Genomic DNA, 16,383 nt, shown 5'->3' on the forward strand with positions numbered 1-16,383 from the left:
TAATAAAGTTGCAAGATAGGTATTGTGAGTAAATTGTTAAAGCAATTGTTTATTACATAACTTTTGTTTTTACAATTAATAATTGATACTGCTTTTGTCTATTGCAAAGCTTACTTATACTAGGATAAATCTGAATATCTTGTAAAAACCGATAATAACTATTAGGCGTTTTCTAATGTAGCAATATCAATTTTACCCATTTGCATCAAGGCTTGCATTGGTCTGCCGCCCTTACTTGGGTTACTCATAAGTTGCCCAAGATTAGCAGGAATAATTTGCCAACTGATACCAAAACTATCTTTTAGCCACCCACATCTGCTTTCTTTACCACCGTTGGCGGTTAACTTTTCCCAGTAATAATCAATTTCATCTTGGTTAGTACATTCTAATACCATAGATACGGCTTCGTTAAATTGGAATGCATGCTTTCCCGCACCATCCATGGCTGTAAACAACGCTCCATTGAGTTCAAATTGACCAAATTTTACATAACCTTCAGGCGCTTCTTCGCCTGCTTTGTAGAGGTTTAAAGGATGTATTTGCGTATTCGGAAAAATGCTTGCGTAAGATTCTATAGCTGCTTTTGCGTTACCAAATTGCTCGCCTACAAACAAAAGGCTTGGATAAATTTTTTGAGTACCAATGCTTGCACTTGTATATATTAACTGCCAAGCAACTCCAAACTGGTCGCTTACAAATGCATATTTCTCAGCCCAGGGATATTTGTCTAAAGCCATCATAATATTACCACCTTCTAGCAGTCTTGCATACAGGTTATCTATTTCTGCTTCGCTTTGGCAGGTAACAAATAACGAAATACTTGGGTTGATGGTAAACATTGGCCCGCCATTTAGCCCCATTATTTTAAAACCTTCAATTTCAAAGGTTACTACCATTGGGGTATCTGCAGTAATTTTAGAATTGCTGAAAATACTGGTATAAAAACTAGCCGCTGCTTTTGCTTGCCCATCAAACCAAAGGCAAGGGTGAATTTTATTAGCCATGTTGAATTATTGAGTGGTAAATGAAATAATTATTTGTACAAAAATAGACCTAACATGAAACGCATAGCCTGTGTGAAAACGACAAATTATTGGTAAAAACAAACAAACAAAATTTATTCTGCGTTATCTGCGTCTTCCGCGAGAGCCCTACTAAGAAGCTTTTGCTTTAAAACTCCAAGTGAATACAAATTTTGCCACTACTTCCTTTTGTTCATTAACACCAACTGATGTGGTACATGCAGTAACGCCTTCCTTGGTTGTTATAGTTTGTGCAATAGCAGCTTTTACGGCCAAACCATCGTTGCAGGTAAATACAATATTGCCAACGGCTTTTTTGTAAAACTCGCCTTCGCATTTTACTACCAACATGCTCACGCTTGGTTCGCTTTTGTAGGTAAATGCAACGGCTAAAATCCCTGTACTTAATTCTGCCGCCATAGCCAATACTGCAAAGTACATAGAGCGAAAAGGATTTTGGTTTAGCCATTTAAACCGTACGCTTACAATGGCTGCATCTTCTTGTAATTGCTGCAATTGTAGCCCAGCCAAAAAAGCCATTGGTAGTTTATTTAGTAAAAATAATTTATACTTGATAGGATTGGTCATGATGGCTTTAAAAGCAGAAAATTGAGCTGACATGGCAAACGTTTTGTGAGTTGCAAGTTAAGGTAGATTACCCACCTTTTGATGCTTTATGTAAGAACAATAAGTCCAGACAAGTGCTGTTAGAAAGGGTAGGTTAAGAATTATTACTGCTATTAAACTAGAATCAAAGTGATGACTATATTCAAGATAATACTTGACTTCATGTGTAATTACTACTACAATTAAACTCATCGGAAGCAAGAACCAACTTAGAAAATTGAAAACTCTATTTTGGCTAATTATTGAGTAGCTGTTTAGAAAGATGGGTAAAATAAGTGCACTAATGAAAATGCAATAAAAGAATGCCATGATAATCTCAAAGCCGCTGAATGCTTCACCAGTCATCCATTCACTCTTATAATTGTAATTATCTATTGTTACAAAAACAATGGTAGCAATAATGGTTATTACCGAAGGGTATAAAGTTGCTCTTTTATAAAGCTCTTTTAAATCCATTTTTTAGATGTTATGGTTCGAACAAATTTAATTATCGTTGTGCTTAGTTTATGTTCTTAGAAATTCTGTTGTTTTTTGCCTGTGCTACTTTTTGATTAAATAGTGCTAACCATTCTTTAAAATGCTAGCTAATGTTGTGCTGTTAATTAAAAATAACATTGCTATGCCACAAAACAAACCTTCATTTAAGGCCCATTACGACAATTTTATAGGCGGCCAATTTATTGCTCCCGTAAGCGGCGAGTATTTCGATAACGTTAGTCCAATTGATGGAAAAGTATTTACCAAAGCTGCTCGCTCTAGTAAAGCAGACATTGATTTGGCGCTAGATGCAGCACATACAGCTTTTCCTACATGGAGCAAAAGTTCTGCTGCCTACCGAGCGGGCATTTTAAACAAAATCGCTGATGTAATGCAAGCAAACCTAGAGTTGTTAGCAACCATCGAAACCATTGATAATGGTAAAGCTATTCGTGAAACGGTGAATGTTGATTTGCCATTATGTATTGATCATTTTAGGTATTTCGCTGGCGTTATTAGAGCGGAAGAAGGTACTATTTCTGAGCACGATGAGAACACTGTTAGCATTTGCTTAAGTGAACCAATTGGTGTAGTAGGACAAATTATTCCTTGGAACTTTCCTTTACTGATGGCTACTTGGAAAATTGCGCCTGCCTTAGCTGCTGGCTGTTGCTGCGTCGTAAAACCTGCCGAACAAACGCCTACCAGCATTATGTGCTTGATGGAATTAATCAAAGACATAGTACCCGCTGGTGTGTTAAATATTGTTACTGGCTTTGGCCCAGAAGCTGGTAAACCACTTGCGCAATCTCCACGTATTGCTAAAGTATCTTTTACTGGCGAAACCACTACAGGTAGATTGATTATGCAATACGCATCTGAAAACTTAATTCCTGTAACGATGGAATTAGGCGGTAAATCTCCAAATATCTTTTTCCCGTCAGTAGCAGATGCGGATGATGATTTCTTTGCAAAAGCCGTAGAAGGCGCGGTAATGTTTGCAGTGAACCAAGGTGAAATTTGTACTTGTCCTTCAAGAATATTGGTCCATGAAAGCATTTACGATAAATTCATGGCGAGAGTTATTGAAAGTACCAAGGCCATTAAAATGGGCCACCCACTTGATAGTACAACCATGATGGGTGCACAAGCCTCTAACGACCAATACGAAAAAATACAGACTTACCTAAAATTAGGAATAGAAGAAGGTGCAGAATTGTTATGTGGTGGCGCAGTGCAGCAGTTAGACGGTGAATTAAGTGAAGGTTATTACATCCAACCAACAATTTTTAAAGGCCATAATAAAATGCGCATTTTTCAAGAAGAAATCTTTGGCCCTGTGGTATGCGTAACTACTTTTAAAACTACTGAAGAAGCTATCGAAATTGCCAACGATACCATGTATGGTCTAGGTGCAGGTGTTTGGACGAGAGATTCTCACGAACTGTTTCAAGTGCCACGTGCTATACAAGCTGGTAGGGTATGGGTAAACTGCTACCATGCTTATCCAGCACATGCACCATTTGGTGGGTACAAAAAATCTGGCTTTGGTAGAGAAAACCATAAAATGATGCTTGGCCATTATCGCCAAACTAAAAATATGCTAGTAAGCTACGATAAAAAGAAACTTGGCTTTTTTTAATTGGTAGTTTTGTTTTGGTTGTAGATGTCGCTAAACGTAAGCTTGGCGACATCTTGTTATTTTATTTAGGGTATTTAAATTCTAAATCATCAATCTCTTTGTATGATACCTCGCGTAACCATAAGTTCAGAAGCGGTAGCTGTAGTTCATACCTTACAACAACGTTTTGGCGCATTAATGTTCCATCAAAGCGGTGGCTGTTGCGATGGTTCTCAACCCATGTGTTTTGAAAAGGGTGACTTTAAACTCGGTGCAAGCGATGTGTGCCTTGGTGAGATTGAGGGCTGTGAATTTTGGATGGCAAAAGATCAATTTGAATATTGGCAATATACGCAATTACATATACATATAGCAGCTGGAAGAGGAGCAAGTTTTTCATTAGAAATACCTATGGGCTTGCGTTTTTTAACACAGTCTCGTGTATTTACAGATGAAGAATTACAACACTTGTCACCTATTCGTTTTTTAGAAGATTAATAGTAAATTTTACTTCTAATATCATACATATTAGGATGCTTTATTTAACTGTTGGTATTGCTTTGGTGTAATACCTTCATAATGTTTAAATACGCGTATAAAGTAGTTGCAATCATCAAATCCTGCCTCAAAAGATACATTTTTAATGTAGATGTCTTGGTTTTTAAGTAAGCGCTTGGCATATTTTATGCGTTCGAGAATAATGAATTCTATTGGGCTAATGCCTAGTTCTCTTTTAAAAAGTCTGTATAAAGTAGCTGTACTTAAACAAGCTGTTTTGGCTATTTGCTGCAAGTTAATCTTACCCGTTAAGTTTTTGCGAATCAGGTCAATTGCTTGCGCTAAAAATGTACTGGTTTTTTGTAAGTCCATCTCACTTACAGCTTTCAGCGATTGTGCTTGTGTTATATGGATGAGCAATTCCTGCAAGGTTAAATCTGCCAATGCATCTTTTCCTAACGAGGTGCTTTGGCAAATACCAATGAGTTTATTAATCGTGATAGCAAGCTCTTGGTTGTTGTAGAAAAAGAAATTTCTATCGTCTAATTGCCAAAAATTATTACGTCCTTCTTTGGGATATTTCTCGTTTAAAAAGTTCAGTGTGTTTTCAATTTTTTTATTGTCTATAGCAAGGGCAAGACATTGTGTAGGCGTTTCTAAAGTTGCTTCAGGAAAATCTATGTGCATTTCTACATTGGCGGGGATAATTACCGACTCGCCAGGTAAATAATCGAAGCCGGGTTTGTCAAACAAATGCATTATTTTTTTTCCACGTAACATGCTGGTAACTACTAAATCGTTAAAGCGAAGTGGCACTAATTCGCTTGTTTGATAAGTTTCAAATACATTTAACTCACAGTAATCTAGGTTGTAAATAGTTCTGTTTTCTACCAATGTTTTTAACGAATCGGTATGCGTAAGTGCTGGCGCAAGTGGCGCAACTTTATTGTGTGACATAATTAATACATCGTTAGATAGTAAAATAACTGCTTTGCAGAAGCGTTACAAACAGAAATAAATTTAAGAGGAAATAGTGAAAGTAAGAGAGAATTATTTGTTAAGCTTGGTTAGGTAACATCATTAAGACATTCACTATTGTTGTATTTGAAATATATACAAATTAGAGTTAATTACGACTTCAAAAAATGAACTGTTTGAGTTACCAAAGTCTTCCACATTATTTCACTAAGTCTTCTTGAAGAGTTTGAGAGGCCTTAAAGAGATATATATCGCTTTACTAAAATGAGTAAATAAAAAATTATTAATTTGATTGTTTCATAAATAATGTACTATTTTCAATACCAGTTATTTTAAAAACAATCATCAAAAACTTACTTTATGAAAAAGATTTCGATTTTATTAGTAGCTGTAATAGCAGCAGCGGCAATTACGAGTTGCAAAAATGCAGACTCAACATCTAAAGCTACAAAAGATTCTGCACAAGTACCTACAGCTTATGCTTACACTATTGAACATCCCGATAATTGGGAAATAGGTAGTTCTGCCAATACGGCAACTGCTTTAAGTGCTTTAAAATCTTGGGAAAAAGGTAAATTTGATGAATGTGTAAAATATTTTGCAGATACTACTCAGGTAATGTTTGATGGTATGGATAAAAAACTTTCAAATGATAGTTTGAAAGTTTTGTTAATCGGTTCTTGGAATAATTATAAAAATGTAAGTGTTACCATGAAAGACTGGGAATCCGTAATTGCTAAAGATAAAAGCGAAGAATGGGTAACACTATGGTACGTGCAATACTATGATGATGGAAAAGGTGCAAAAGATTCTGTTTCAGTAATTAATGACGTGCAAATTAAAAATAGTAAAATTGTAAAGCTAGCTGAATATACTAGGAAGTTTCATTAATAAGGTAATAGCACTTATTGGTAAGTATAGCAATTTTAAGTCTGACCAATTAGTCAATAAAACTAACTAAATAAGATAATTTGCCAATCCTTAAGGATTGGCAAATTTCTATCAAGCAACTAAGAACCTTTAACAAGCAACTAGCTTATTTCAATTTCTCTTTTATGTAGGCCAGTTGAATATCGATAGCTGCTGCATCTTGTGCTTTGGCTTTGTAAGCTTCTTTCTTTTTGGCCATGTCTTGTATAGCATTGTTAATTTGCGGCGCTACGCCGTATTGCGCTACTTTTTCTCTAAAGGCAATTACCTCGTCTATGCCTTTTTTAAAGTTATCGGTAGTGGTTACCTTGGCTAAGTAATCTATAAAATTAAACGATGCATTAAACTGCTCTTGTAGGCCTTTTACTTGCTTGTAGTTACCAAACATTTCATCAAAATCTTTGTCGCCTTTGGTTAATACCACCACTGCATCTACAGAAGATTTTAAACGCCCTTTATTGTCTTTTAACAAAGTAGGTAATAAGCTAATCGCTTTCTCTTCATCAAGTCCTGCTATGGCATCTAAAGCGGCACCTGCTACAGAGTACGAGCTATCCATTACGGCTTTTAGGTACAATGGTAGATATTCTTTTTTCTCAGTTTTCGCCAACGCATCAATAGCATAACTACGTACTGTTCTGTTTGGATCGTTTGTAGCCATTTTTTCAATAATAGTAAGCGTTGTAGCATCAAGGTTTTTATCACTTACTTGTAGCAAGCTACGATTGCGAAGTTTAAAGTAAGGGTCTTTTAAACCGTCTTTTAGCAGGGCAAATGCAGCAGGGTCTTTTTTATTTTTTGTAGCAAAATCAATGGCTTCGCGTCTATCTACAAAGTTGCTAGCATATTTATATTGATGAATATATTCAGCTAATGTTTTGCTCTCTTTTTTCTCCCAAAGCAAGTACTTATCGCCATCTACATTTATTAAATCTGGCTTGGTAGCTGCGCTAAAGGTAAATGTATCTGTTTTGTTTTCCATCCACACAGTGCTTCTTGTTTTGGTAGCACCATGGTAAATGTCTATATCAATAGGTAGTTTAAAGATTTTATCGCCAGCTTGTGTTTGCTTAATAAACACAGACGCTTTTTGTGCGGCCGCATCGTAAGCGTAACTAATTTCTACTTTAGGATGACCACTTCCAAAATACCATTGATTAAAAAACCAATGTAAGTCTCTACCACTTACTTGTTCCATTGCTAGGCGCAATTTATCTGGGTTACCATTGCCAAACTTGTAGGTAGTTAAATAAACGTTTAGCGATTTAAAAAAAGCGCTATCGCCAAGATAATGGCGTAACATGTTTAAAATACGGCCGCCTTTGGGATAGCTTACATTGTCAAACACATCTTCTTTATCTGCATAATAGTACCGAACAAGGTCTTTTTTAGCGTCATCAGGATTACCCATGTAGCGCAGCATTTGTGAGTAGTTATCTTCTAGGGCAGCGTCTTTACCGTATTTGTATTCTTGCCACAAGTACTCGCTATAGTCAGCAAAAGATTCGTTGACAGTGATGTTGCTCCAGCTCTCGGCGGTTACATAGTCACCAAACCATTGGTGAAATAGTTCGTGTGCAATGGTGCCTTCCCAACCGTTTCCATCAACCAATTCACGTGCATTTTGCTGTACACCTTCACCATGTAGGGTAGAAGTGGTATTTTCCATCGCACCACTTACATAATCACGCCCTACTATTTGTGCGTATTTATTCCAAGGAAAATCTACACCAGTTACTTTTTCGCTAAAGAATTTTATCATTTCTGGTGTAAGGCCAAATATTTTTCTAGCTACTTTTTCGTACTCTTTTTCTACGTAGTAGCTTACTTCTTTGCCTTTATAGCTATCTTTTACAATGGCAAAATCGCCAATGCCCATAAACATTAAGTAAGGTGCATGTGGCAATTCCATTTTCCAGCAGTCGGTTCTAGTACCGTCGGTATTTTTTATTTGGGAAACCAATCTGCCATTGCTAAGCGTTACATATTTAGCAGGAACAGTTAAGCAAAACTCAGTGGTTGTTTTTTGGTTGGGTTTATCTATAGTAGGCACCCAAGCTGAGTTAGATTCTGTTTCGCCTTGGGTCCAAATTTGTGTGGGCTTGTTTTTTTCTTCGCCCAAAGGGTTAATGAAGTATAAACCTTTTGCATCGCTAATGGCAGCACTACCTTTTACTTCAAGCTCATTTGGCTTAGAAATATAGTCTATATAAATGGTGTAAGTTTCGCCGCCTTTATAGGGTTTATCTAGCTTAATAATTAAGTATTCTTTAGTATTTGTAAATTGTAATGCTGTATTTCTACCAGCTTTTACTATTTCTAATTTGTTGATTGTTAGACCTTTTGCATCTAATTGCAAGCTATCGGTGGCATAAAAATGTGGTTTTAGTGTAAGCCACACTTTACCATACATATATTGCTTAGCGTAGTCAAACTTTGCTTCAAGTTTGGTGTGTACAAGGTCGTTTACTTTGGGGGCAAATGCTCTGTATTGTTTTTTCCAAGTGGTGTCTTGGGCAGCGGGCTGTGCCAGACTTACAAGCGACACAAAGAGGCTCAATGCTAATAATAATTGCTTCATTCAAATAGTTTTATTGTGGTAAAGATAATTGCAAGACGTATAAATACGTTACAGATTATGAGAAGTTACACAATCGCATTTTCTATTACGCAAATGCATTTTCCACTTAAGTTTGCAATCACGAATGTTATTACGATGAAGTTATTGATACCAATACTATTAATGGGTTGTTTGTTAAGCGCCAGCGCTAATGCACAGCAAAATGTGAACCATTTTATATATTTTCAATCTGAAACCAAAGAGCCATTTTATGTAATGCTAAACGGCATAAACTATAGCTCTAGTATAAACGGCTATTTAATTTTACCAAAGCTAAAAAGTGGGGAAGTGAATTTTAAAATTGGCTTTGCTAGAGATAAATATCCCGAACAAAGTTTTGCTACTATTATTGCTAACAACGATTTGGGTTATGCATTAAGATTAAATGCCGATAAGCAATGGGAACTCTTTAATCTAGAAGATTTTTCTATAGTGAGTGCAGGCTTAAAGTCTGAAGCGATTTATTCTACCAATGTAACTGCACAAGCACCAACAGTAACCAAAACTGTAGAAACTGTAACGCCTGGAGCTACCACTACTACGTCTGTTAATGCAGTTGCAAAACCTCAAGCTACCTCTACTTTAGGGAATGATGGTTCTTTTGATTTTGACGGACAGCCAAAAAAACTGCCAAACATATCAGTAAATAACGATGGCACAATAAACATCTTACCAAAAACAGACGTTGCAACTAATGGTATTAAAAAATTATCTAGTATTATTTCAGAAACTGGTGTTACAGAAGTATATATTGATAAAGGCGATACTGTGCGTGTGTTTGTACCAAATGCTACTACTTCAAAAGCTGATAGCACCACCGCGGTAAAAGCGAATTTGGCCAACAAAGTAGATAAGAGTGTAAAAAACTGCACATTCGCCACCAATGAGGATTTTTTAAAAACACGCGCTAAAATGGCGGCAGCAGAAGCTGAATACGAAATGCTCAATATTGGTGCGCAGGCATTTAAAGACAAATGTTTTTCAGTTGAACAAGTGAAGTATTTAAGCTATTTGTTAATAGAAGAAGAAAATAAATTAACCTTCTTTCTCTCTGCCAAAAAAACAGTGTACGATACTTACAATTTTCCTACACTACAAAAGCTTTTAACCAAGCCAGAAACTATTGAACAATTTAGAAAAGCCCTGCAATAATGCCTAGGTATTTTATAGAAGTAGCTTATAAGGGCACCCATTATAGCGGTTTTCAAGTACAGCAAAACGCTATCACTATTCAGTCGGTAGTTGAAGATGCGTTGCAGATATTTTATCGTCAGCCATTGCAACTTACTTGTTCGTCTCGTACCGATGCAGGTGTTCATGCCTTGCAAAATTTTTATCATGTAGATACCGATTTACCATTAGATAAAAAAGTGTACAACCTTAATGCACTACTGCCAAACGATGTAGTGATTAAAAATATCGCTCAAGTAAAAGACAATGTGCATGCTAGGTTTAGCGGCGAAGCAAGAGAGTACAAGTATTTTATTACCCAAGATAAAAATCCATTTTTAGAGGAGACTGCTTGGCGCTATGTTTTTCCTTTAGATATAGAAATTTTAAATGCATGCGCCGCAGTGTTGTTTGAGTATCAAGATTTTACTAGCTTCTCTAAAAAGCATACACAAGTTAATAATTTTAATTGCGATATTATGCTATCGCAATGGATATACGAAAATGACTGCTTGGTATTTAATGTAAAGGCCAATCGCTTTTTGCGGGGTATGGTGCGTGGCCTTGTTGGTACCATGTTGTTGGCAGGAAGGGGTACTATTTCTGTCGCTGATTTTAGAAATATTATTGAAGCGAAAGATTGCACCAAGGCTAATTTTAGTACACCCGCACATGGCTTGTTTTTAGTAAAAGTGACTTACCCCGATGATATTTATACACTAGCTTAATCTACTGTTACTTTCAATGTTTTGTTGTAGGCAGTATTTGTCCAAGCGCTAATTTTATTTTCATAAAAATGTTTGAATAATGATGTGTTCAACCACACATTATTTAGTAGCCACATAGAAATTTCAGCAATTTTATACTGTGAGAAAAAGTTATGCGCTTTTATCTCGTCGTTAAAAATGCGAAATACCTCACGGTTATAATTGGCAAATGTTTGAGCGCTAAAATCGTTCTTGGCAATAGCTTTTTCTACAAAATGCGCCGCTATATAGCCAGTAATCATTGCGTTGCCAATGCCTTCGCCACTTGAAGGTGAAATCATAGAGCCAGCGTCGCCCGTCAACAAGTAACCATCGCCTGCCAGATTTCTGCGTAAGGAAGCCAATGGCAAACCCCAACCTTCTATGGGTGTTAATGGTTTGGCGTTTTTAAATCGATGTGCAATCGCAGTATCGTTTTCAATCATTTTTTGCATCTGCGTTCTAAAATTGATACCTTGCTTTGCAGCATATTTACTAATCATACCTAAACCTACATTGGCTTCGCCATTTGGTAATGGAAATACCCATAAGTAAGACATCGGTAAATTTTTAGGAAAATAGATTTCTAGCAAATTCTTCTCATGCATATCGGTGATGCCTTGCCAGTATTGTCTTACAGCACCAGCATAATGACTTCGATCTATTTTGCGTTCACCTAAATGCCTTAATAAAATACTATGGTCGCCATCGGCACCTATTACAAGGTCGCAACAAATAGTATGTTCACCTTCTTTATTAACAGCAGATAATAGCCATTTTTTACCATCCCGTGCAATGTTCACTATTTTAATGCCGCGCATAAATTGGGCAAACTCTGGATTGATTTTTTGTACCAAAAAATGATCAAAGTGTATGCGCTTACTTACAAAATACGAGCATTGATGTGGTTTATCAGCATCAGGCTGGTGCATAAAATCTTTCAATTTGCCATTAGGCATAATGGATCGCAAGCCCCAAGAAGCCGTGAAATCTGGATGATTGAAAATTTCCTTTTCAATTATATTGGGATCTATGTGGTTCAACATTCGGATGGTTTTGTAATCCAACCCATCACCACAAATTTTATCTCTCGGAAATTCAGCCGCATCTACAATAGTGTGTGCAATACCTTTTTTTGCCAAAAATATAGATGTGCTTGCACCGGCAGGACCGGCACCAATAATGCAGATAGAAGTCTGTATATATGTCAAAATCTCCAAAATTTAGGTGCTGAAAGTAAATAAAAAAGGTATCAAATACGTTTTTGTAAATGATACCTTCTTAATTAATACTTGTTTGCGTTTACAAATTATAACGTCTTCAATACATCGTTCATGCTACGTACCGCGTCGGCGCTTTTATTAAAGGCAGCTTGTTCAGCATCGCTTAATGAGAAGTTTACAATTTTTTCCCAACCAGTTCTACCTAAAACGACAGGTACTACTAGTGAAATATCTTTTTGACCATATTCGCCATCTAAAGCTACACCACAAGAAATTAATTTTTTCTCGTCACGTAAAATGCTTTCTACCATAGCTGCTGTACCAGCACCTGGTGCATACCATGCAGAAGTACCAATTAGTTTGGTTAAAGTGGCACCACCAACCATGGTATCAGCAACTACTTTATCTTGTTGTTCTTGGGTTAAAAAGTTGGTGACAGGAATGCTGTTCCAAGTAGCGTGTTTAATTAAAGGAATCATAGTCGTATCACCATGACCACCAATTACCACAGCGTTTAAGTCAGCAGGTGAACAACCTAAAGCTTGGCTTAAATAGTATTTAAAACGGGCAGAATCTAACGCACCACCCATACCTAAAATTTTGTTTTTAGGTAAACCAGACGTTTGTAAGGTAAGGTAGTTCATGGTATCCATTGGGTTGGATACAACGATGATGATGGTATTTGGTGAATATTTTAAAATATTTTCAGTAACGCTTTTTACAATACCAGCATTTACCCCAATTAGTTCTTCACGCGTCATACCTGGTTTACGTGGTAAGCCAGAAGTAATAACTACCACATCAGAATCTGCAGTAGCAGCGTAGTCGTTAGTAACACCTTTAATTTTTGTATCAAAACCCAATAAAGCAGCGGTTTGCATCATGTCTATAGACTTACCTTCTGCAACGCCTTCTTTAATGTCTAACAATACCAATTCAGCAGCCAACTCTTTACGAGCAATGTTATCGGCACAAGTAGCGCCCACAGCACCAGCACCTACTACAGTAACTTTCATACAAGAAAATTTTATGGTTAAATGGAAATAATTTTTTGCGGTGCAAAAGTAAAGGGTAACTAGGTATTATAACGAATTAAAAACGGGAACGATTACGTGGAATTTAGTAACTTTTTTATGGCGTAACCCGTTGGGTTGGGCTGTTCGCTGCAAGTCCTCGCCTTCGTTCCTCAGGCTGTGGACTTTTCGCTGCCATCCCTTACGCAAAGATGAATATTGTTTAAAAATGCAATTAAGGTTTAATGTAATCTACAAATCCCTTAAAGGATTTCTACGTGCTGCGGTGATGTAGCGTTTCATATTTAGCCAAAAAGCTAAAATCATATATACAATAATAGGCGAACCAACGGTAAGAAACGAAATGTAAATAAACCACATGCGTATGCGTGTGGTAGCAATGCCTAGTCTTTCGCCCAAAGCTGTGCAAACCCCAAATGCATGAACCTCAAAAAAAGCTCTAATCTTGTCCATAGTCGTACGTTTTTCGATTGATAGGGGTTGCCAATCAAATGCAATTTATAAAATTTACATGATAAACTAAAACACATTTTAACTGGGTTTTGTTTTACCGTAAATTCGCCACCAAAATTTAAGCAGCTAAAATTTACTATTAAAAAGTTTGAATGGCTGTGACTATACAACTGTATTTAAGTTTAATGTGAAAAAGTTTCATCATGAATTATAAAGACTACATCAACGAAATTGAAGAAAGAAAATTACAAGGGCTGCATCCAAAGCCTATTGATAGTGCTGATTTGATAACCGATATTATTGAGCAAATTAAAGATTTAGACAATGAATATCGTACTGACTCGCTACAGTTTTTTATCTATAATACCTTACCAGGAACCACACCCGCGGCTAGTGTAAAAGCTAAGTTTTTAAAAGAAATCATCTTAGGTCAGGCTGTTGTAAAAGAAATAACCCCTGATTTTGCTTTTGAACTACTGTCGCACATGAAAGGTGGGCCTTCTATTGAAGTGCTGTTGGATTTAGCCTTAAGCAACGATGTTGCTATTGCAAAACAAGCTGGTGATGTATTAAAAACACAAGTGTATTTGTACGATGCAGATTTGAAACGCTTGAAAGATGCTTATGAAAGTGGCAATGCTACTGCAAAAGACATTCTTGAAAGTTATGCTAAGGCTGAGTTTTTTACCAAATTACCAGATGTACCTGAAGAAATTAAAGTAGTAACATTTATAGCTGGCGAAGGTGATATTTCAACCGATTTATTGTCACCGGGTAACCAAGCACACTCTCGTTCTGACCGTGAATTACATGGAAAATGTATGATTTCTCCTGCTGCCCAAGCTGAAATTGAAGCTTTGAAAGCACAACATCCTGATAAATCTGTGATGTTGATTGCCGAAAAAGGTACCATGGGGGTTGGTTCTTCAAGAATGTCTGGCGTAAACAATGTGGCACTTTGGACAGGCAAACAAGCGAGCCCTTATGTACCTTTTGTAAACTTTGCCCCAATTGTAGGTGGTACAAATGGTATTTCTCCCATTTTCTTGACCACAGTGGATGTAACGGGTGGTATTGGTATTGACCTTAAAAACTGGGTTAAAAAAGTAGATGCTGATGGTAAAGTGGTGCGTGATGAAAATAACGAACCGATACTTGAACATGTTTATTCTGTGGCTACTGGTACAGTATTAACCATTAACACAAAAACAAAAAAATTGTACAACGGCGATAAAGAGTTGATTGATATTTCTAAATCATTCACTCCACAAAAAATGGAATTTATCAAAGCGGGTGGTTCATATGCCATTGTGTTTGGTAAGAAAATCCAAACTTTCGCTTCTCAAGTACTTGGTATTGCTATTGCGCCTGTATTTGCCCCTTCAAAAGAGGTGTCAATTGAAGGTCAAGGCCTCACTGCTGTTGAAAAAATATTCAATAAAAATGCGGTAGGTGCTACACCAGGCAAAGTGTTATATGCTGGTTCTGATGTGCGTGTATTGGTAAATATTGTTGGTTCTCAAGATACCACTGGTTTAATGACAGCTCAAGAATTAGAGTCAATGGCGGCTACCACCATTTCTACTACAGTAGATGGTGCTTATCAGTCTGGTTGTCATACCGCTTCAGTTTGGGATAAAAAAGCGCAAGCAAATATTCCAAAATTGATGAAGTTCATGAACGAATTTGGGTTAATTACTGGTCGTGACCCTAAAGGTGTTTACCATCCAATGACCGACGTTATTCACAAAGTATTGAATGATATCACCGTGGATGATTGGGCAATTATCATCGGTGGCGACTCGCATACACGTATGTCTAAAGGTGTGGCTTTTGGTGCTGACTCAGGTACCGTTGCTTTGGCATTGGCTACTGGTGAAGCTTCTATGCCAATTCCTGATTCTGTGAAAGTTACTTTTAAAGGTACCATGAAACCTTACATGGATTTCCGCGATGTGGTACATGCTACGCAGGCACAGATGTTACAACAATATGGCGGTGAAAATGTGTTCCAAGGCAGAGTGATTGAAGTACATATTGGTACTTTAACTGCAGACCAAGCCTTCACGTTTACCGACTGGACTGCTGAGATGAAAGCGAAAGCGTCTATTTGTATTTCTGAAGATGCCACTTTGATTGAATCATTGGAAATTGCCAAAAGCAGAATCCAAATTATGATTGACAAAGGCATGGATAATAGAAACCAAGTATTGCAAGGTTTGATTGACAAAGCAAACAAACGTATTGCAGAAATTCAATCTGGCGAAAAACCAGCCTTAAAACCTGATGCTAATGCGAAATATTATGCAGAGGTAGTGGTTGATTTAGACATCATTGCCGAGCCAATGATTGCTGACCCAGACGTGAACAATGCAGATGTTTCTAAAAGATATACGCACGATACGATCAGACCATTGTCTTACTATGGTGGCGATAAAAAAGTAGATCTTGGCTTTGTTGGTTCTTGCATGGTACACAAAGGCGATATGAAAATTTTGGCGCAAATGCTTAAAAACATAGAAGCGCAAAATGGTAAAGTTGAATTTAAAGCCCCATTGGTGGTAGCGCCACCAACATACAATATTGTAGATGAATTAAAAGCGGAAGGCGATTGGGAAGTATTGAGAAAATACTCTGGTTTTGAATTTGACGATAACGCACCTAAAGCTGCTGCACGTACTACTTACGAAAAAATGTTATACCTAGAGCGACCCGGTTGTAATTTATGCATGGGCAACCAAGAAAAAGCTGCCAAAGGTGATACGGTTATGGCAACTTCTACACGTTTGTTCCAAGGCCGTGTGGTTGAAGACGCTGAAGGTAAAAAAGGCGAATCGTTACTATCTTCTACACCTGTTGTGGTATTATCTACTATTCTTGGTAGAACACCAACGATTGAAGAATATGTAAAAGCGGTAGATGGTATCAATTTAACCAAATTTGCCCCATCTAGTATGCAATTAGTGAAATAAAAGTATCATTCA

14 protein-coding genes are annotated in these 16,383 nt (G+C 37.0%); 6 read left to right on the top strand and 8 right to left on the bottom strand.

Features of this window, described 5'->3' with window-relative positions:
- Positions 1-161: 161 nt before the first annotated feature.
- The 3 genes from ACFOW1_RS02365 to ACFOW1_RS02375 all read right to left on the bottom strand — a co-directional run bounded on the left by ACFOW1_RS02365 (position 162) and on the right by ACFOW1_RS02375 (position 2,105).
- The gene (locus tag ACFOW1_RS02365) at positions 162-1,004 is read right to left on the bottom strand and encodes a VOC family protein (protein ID WP_379012072.1); all 843 of its coding nucleotides are present in this window, start codon (positions 1,002-1,004) and stop codon (positions 162-164) included.
- Positions 1,005-1,154: 150 nt separating this feature from the next.
- Positions 1,155-1,643, bottom strand: a complete 489-nt coding sequence (locus ACFOW1_RS02370) for a thioesterase (RefSeq protein WP_379012074.1) — start codon at positions 1,641-1,643, stop codon at positions 1,155-1,157.
- 24 nt (positions 1,644-1,667) lie between these two features.
- Entirely contained in the window at positions 1,668-2,105 is a 438-nt protein-coding gene (locus ACFOW1_RS02375; protein ID WP_379012075.1) for a hypothetical protein, read from the bottom strand.
- A 163-nt stretch (positions 2,106-2,268) separates the two neighbouring features.
- Here ACFOW1_RS02375 and ACFOW1_RS02380 point away from each other — a divergent pair, with 163 nt between their 5' ends.
- Both ACFOW1_RS02380 and ACFOW1_RS02385 read left to right on the top strand, forming a co-directional pair.
- A complete protein-coding gene (locus ACFOW1_RS02380) occupies positions 2,269-3,768 on the top strand; it encodes an aldehyde dehydrogenase family protein (protein WP_379012077.1) in 1,500 nt (499 codons plus the stop codon).
- A 102-nt stretch (positions 3,769-3,870) separates the two neighbouring features.
- Positions 3,871-4,245 (top strand): DUF779 domain-containing protein, encoded by a 375-nt coding sequence (locus ACFOW1_RS02385; RefSeq protein ID WP_379012078.1) that lies wholly within the window; start codon positions 3,871-3,873, stop codon positions 4,243-4,245.
- 30 nt (positions 4,246-4,275) lie between these two features.
- Here ACFOW1_RS02385 and ACFOW1_RS02390 read toward each other — a convergent pair whose 3' ends face one another.
- Positions 4,276-5,202 carry an AraC family transcriptional regulator gene (locus tag ACFOW1_RS02390; protein WP_379012079.1) on the bottom strand — a complete coding sequence of 309 codons (927 nt, stop codon included), beginning with the start codon at positions 5,200-5,202 and terminating at the stop codon, positions 4,276-4,278.
- Positions 5,203-5,583: 381 nt separating this feature from the next.
- Here ACFOW1_RS02390 and ACFOW1_RS02395 point away from each other — a divergent pair, with 381 nt between their 5' ends.
- The gene (locus tag ACFOW1_RS02395; protein ID WP_379012081.1) at positions 5,584-6,114 is read left to right on the top strand and encodes a hypothetical protein; all 531 of its coding nucleotides are present in this window, start codon (positions 5,584-5,586) and stop codon (positions 6,112-6,114) included.
- Positions 6,115-6,259: 145 nt separating this feature from the next.
- Here ACFOW1_RS02395 and ACFOW1_RS02400 read toward each other — a convergent pair whose 3' ends face one another.
- Positions 6,260-8,734, bottom strand: a complete 2,475-nt coding sequence (locus ACFOW1_RS02400; protein WP_379012083.1) for a M1 family aminopeptidase — start codon at positions 8,732-8,734, stop codon at positions 6,260-6,262.
- Between the two features lie 57 nt (positions 8,735-8,791).
- Here ACFOW1_RS02400 and ACFOW1_RS02405 point away from each other — a divergent pair, with 57 nt between their 5' ends.
- Positions 8,792-9,925 carry a hypothetical protein gene (locus ACFOW1_RS02405; RefSeq protein ID WP_379012084.1) on the top strand — a complete coding sequence of 378 codons (1,134 nt, stop codon included), beginning with the start codon at positions 8,792-8,794 and terminating at the stop codon, positions 9,923-9,925.
- Positions 9,925-10,671, top strand: a complete 747-nt coding sequence (gene truA, locus ACFOW1_RS02410; RefSeq protein ID WP_379012086.1) for a tRNA pseudouridine(38-40) synthase TruA — start codon at positions 9,925-9,927, stop codon at positions 10,669-10,671. Before ACFOW1_RS02405 ends, truA begins: the two co-directional genes overlap by 1 nt.
- Here truA and ACFOW1_RS02415 read toward each other — a convergent pair.
- From ACFOW1_RS02415 to ACFOW1_RS02425, 3 genes are all read right to left on the bottom strand, one after another.
- Positions 10,668-11,900 (bottom strand): NAD(P)/FAD-dependent oxidoreductase, encoded by a 1,233-nt coding sequence (locus ACFOW1_RS02415; protein ID WP_379012088.1) that lies wholly within the window; start codon positions 11,898-11,900, stop codon positions 10,668-10,670. The two genes, truA and ACFOW1_RS02415, sit on opposite strands and share 4 nt — an antisense overlap.
- A gap of 98 nt (positions 11,901-11,998) precedes the next feature.
- Entirely contained in the window at positions 11,999-12,928 is a 930-nt protein-coding gene (mdh, locus tag ACFOW1_RS02420; protein ID WP_379012090.1) for a malate dehydrogenase, read from the bottom strand.
- A gap of 249 nt (positions 12,929-13,177) precedes the next feature.
- Positions 13,178-13,399 (bottom strand): PspC domain-containing protein, encoded by a 222-nt coding sequence (locus ACFOW1_RS02425; protein ID WP_379012091.1) that lies wholly within the window; start codon positions 13,397-13,399, stop codon positions 13,178-13,180.
- Between the two features lie 203 nt (positions 13,400-13,602).
- On the opposite strand from ACFOW1_RS02425, the gene ACFOW1_RS02430 reads away from it, so the two are divergent.
- Positions 13,603-16,371, top strand: a complete 2,769-nt coding sequence (locus tag ACFOW1_RS02430) for a bifunctional aconitate hydratase 2/2-methylisocitrate dehydratase (RefSeq protein WP_379012092.1) — start codon at positions 13,603-13,605, stop codon at positions 16,369-16,371.
- Positions 16,372-16,383 lie beyond the last annotated feature (12 nt).

The sequence above is a fragment of the Parasediminibacterium paludis genome, assembly GCF_042651445.1.
GTDB classification, from domain to species: domain Bacteria; phylum Bacteroidota; class Bacteroidia; order Chitinophagales; family Chitinophagaceae; genus Parasediminibacterium; species Parasediminibacterium paludis.

Bases quoted from the DNA above. Each gene is read 5' to 3' on its own strand.
- ACFOW1_RS02365 (WP_379012072.1), bottom strand. From the start codon at position 1,004: ATGGCTAATAAAATTCACCCTTGCCTTTGGTTTGATGGGCAAGCAAAA.
- ACFOW1_RS02370 (WP_379012074.1), bottom strand. From the start codon at position 1,643: ATGTCAGCTCAATTTTCTGCTTTTAAAGCCATCATGACCAATCCTATC.
- ACFOW1_RS02375 (WP_379012075.1), bottom strand. From the start codon at position 2,105: ATGGATTTAAAAGAGCTTTATAAAAGAGCAACTTTATACCCTTCGGTA.
- ACFOW1_RS02380 (WP_379012077.1), top strand. From the start codon at position 2,269: ATGCCACAAAACAAACCTTCATTTAAGGCCCATTACGACAATTTTATA.
- ACFOW1_RS02385 (WP_379012078.1), top strand. From the start codon at position 3,871: ATGATACCTCGCGTAACCATAAGTTCAGAAGCGGTAGCTGTAGTTCAT.
- ACFOW1_RS02390 (WP_379012079.1), bottom strand. From the start codon at position 5,202: ATGTCACACAATAAAGTTGCGCCACTTGCGCCAGCACTTACGCATACC.
- ACFOW1_RS02395 (WP_379012081.1), top strand. From the start codon at position 5,584: ATGAAAAAGATTTCGATTTTATTAGTAGCTGTAATAGCAGCAGCGGCA.
- ACFOW1_RS02400 (WP_379012083.1), bottom strand. From the start codon at position 8,734: ATGAAGCAATTATTATTAGCATTGAGCCTCTTTGTGTCGCTTGTAAGT.
- ACFOW1_RS02405 (WP_379012084.1), top strand. From the start codon at position 8,792: ATGAGAAGTTACACAATCGCATTTTCTATTACGCAAATGCATTTTCCA.
- truA (WP_379012086.1), top strand. From the start codon at position 9,925: ATGCCTAGGTATTTTATAGAAGTAGCTTATAAGGGCACCCATTATAGC.
- mdh (WP_379012090.1), bottom strand. From the start codon at position 12,928: ATGAAAGTTACTGTAGTAGGTGCTGGTGCTGTGGGCGCTACTTGTGCC.
- ACFOW1_RS02425 (WP_379012091.1), bottom strand. From the start codon at position 13,399: ATGGACAAGATTAGAGCTTTTTTTGAGGTTCATGCATTTGGGGTTTGC.
- ACFOW1_RS02430 (WP_379012092.1), top strand. From the start codon at position 13,603: ATGAATTATAAAGACTACATCAACGAAATTGAAGAAAGAAAATTACAA.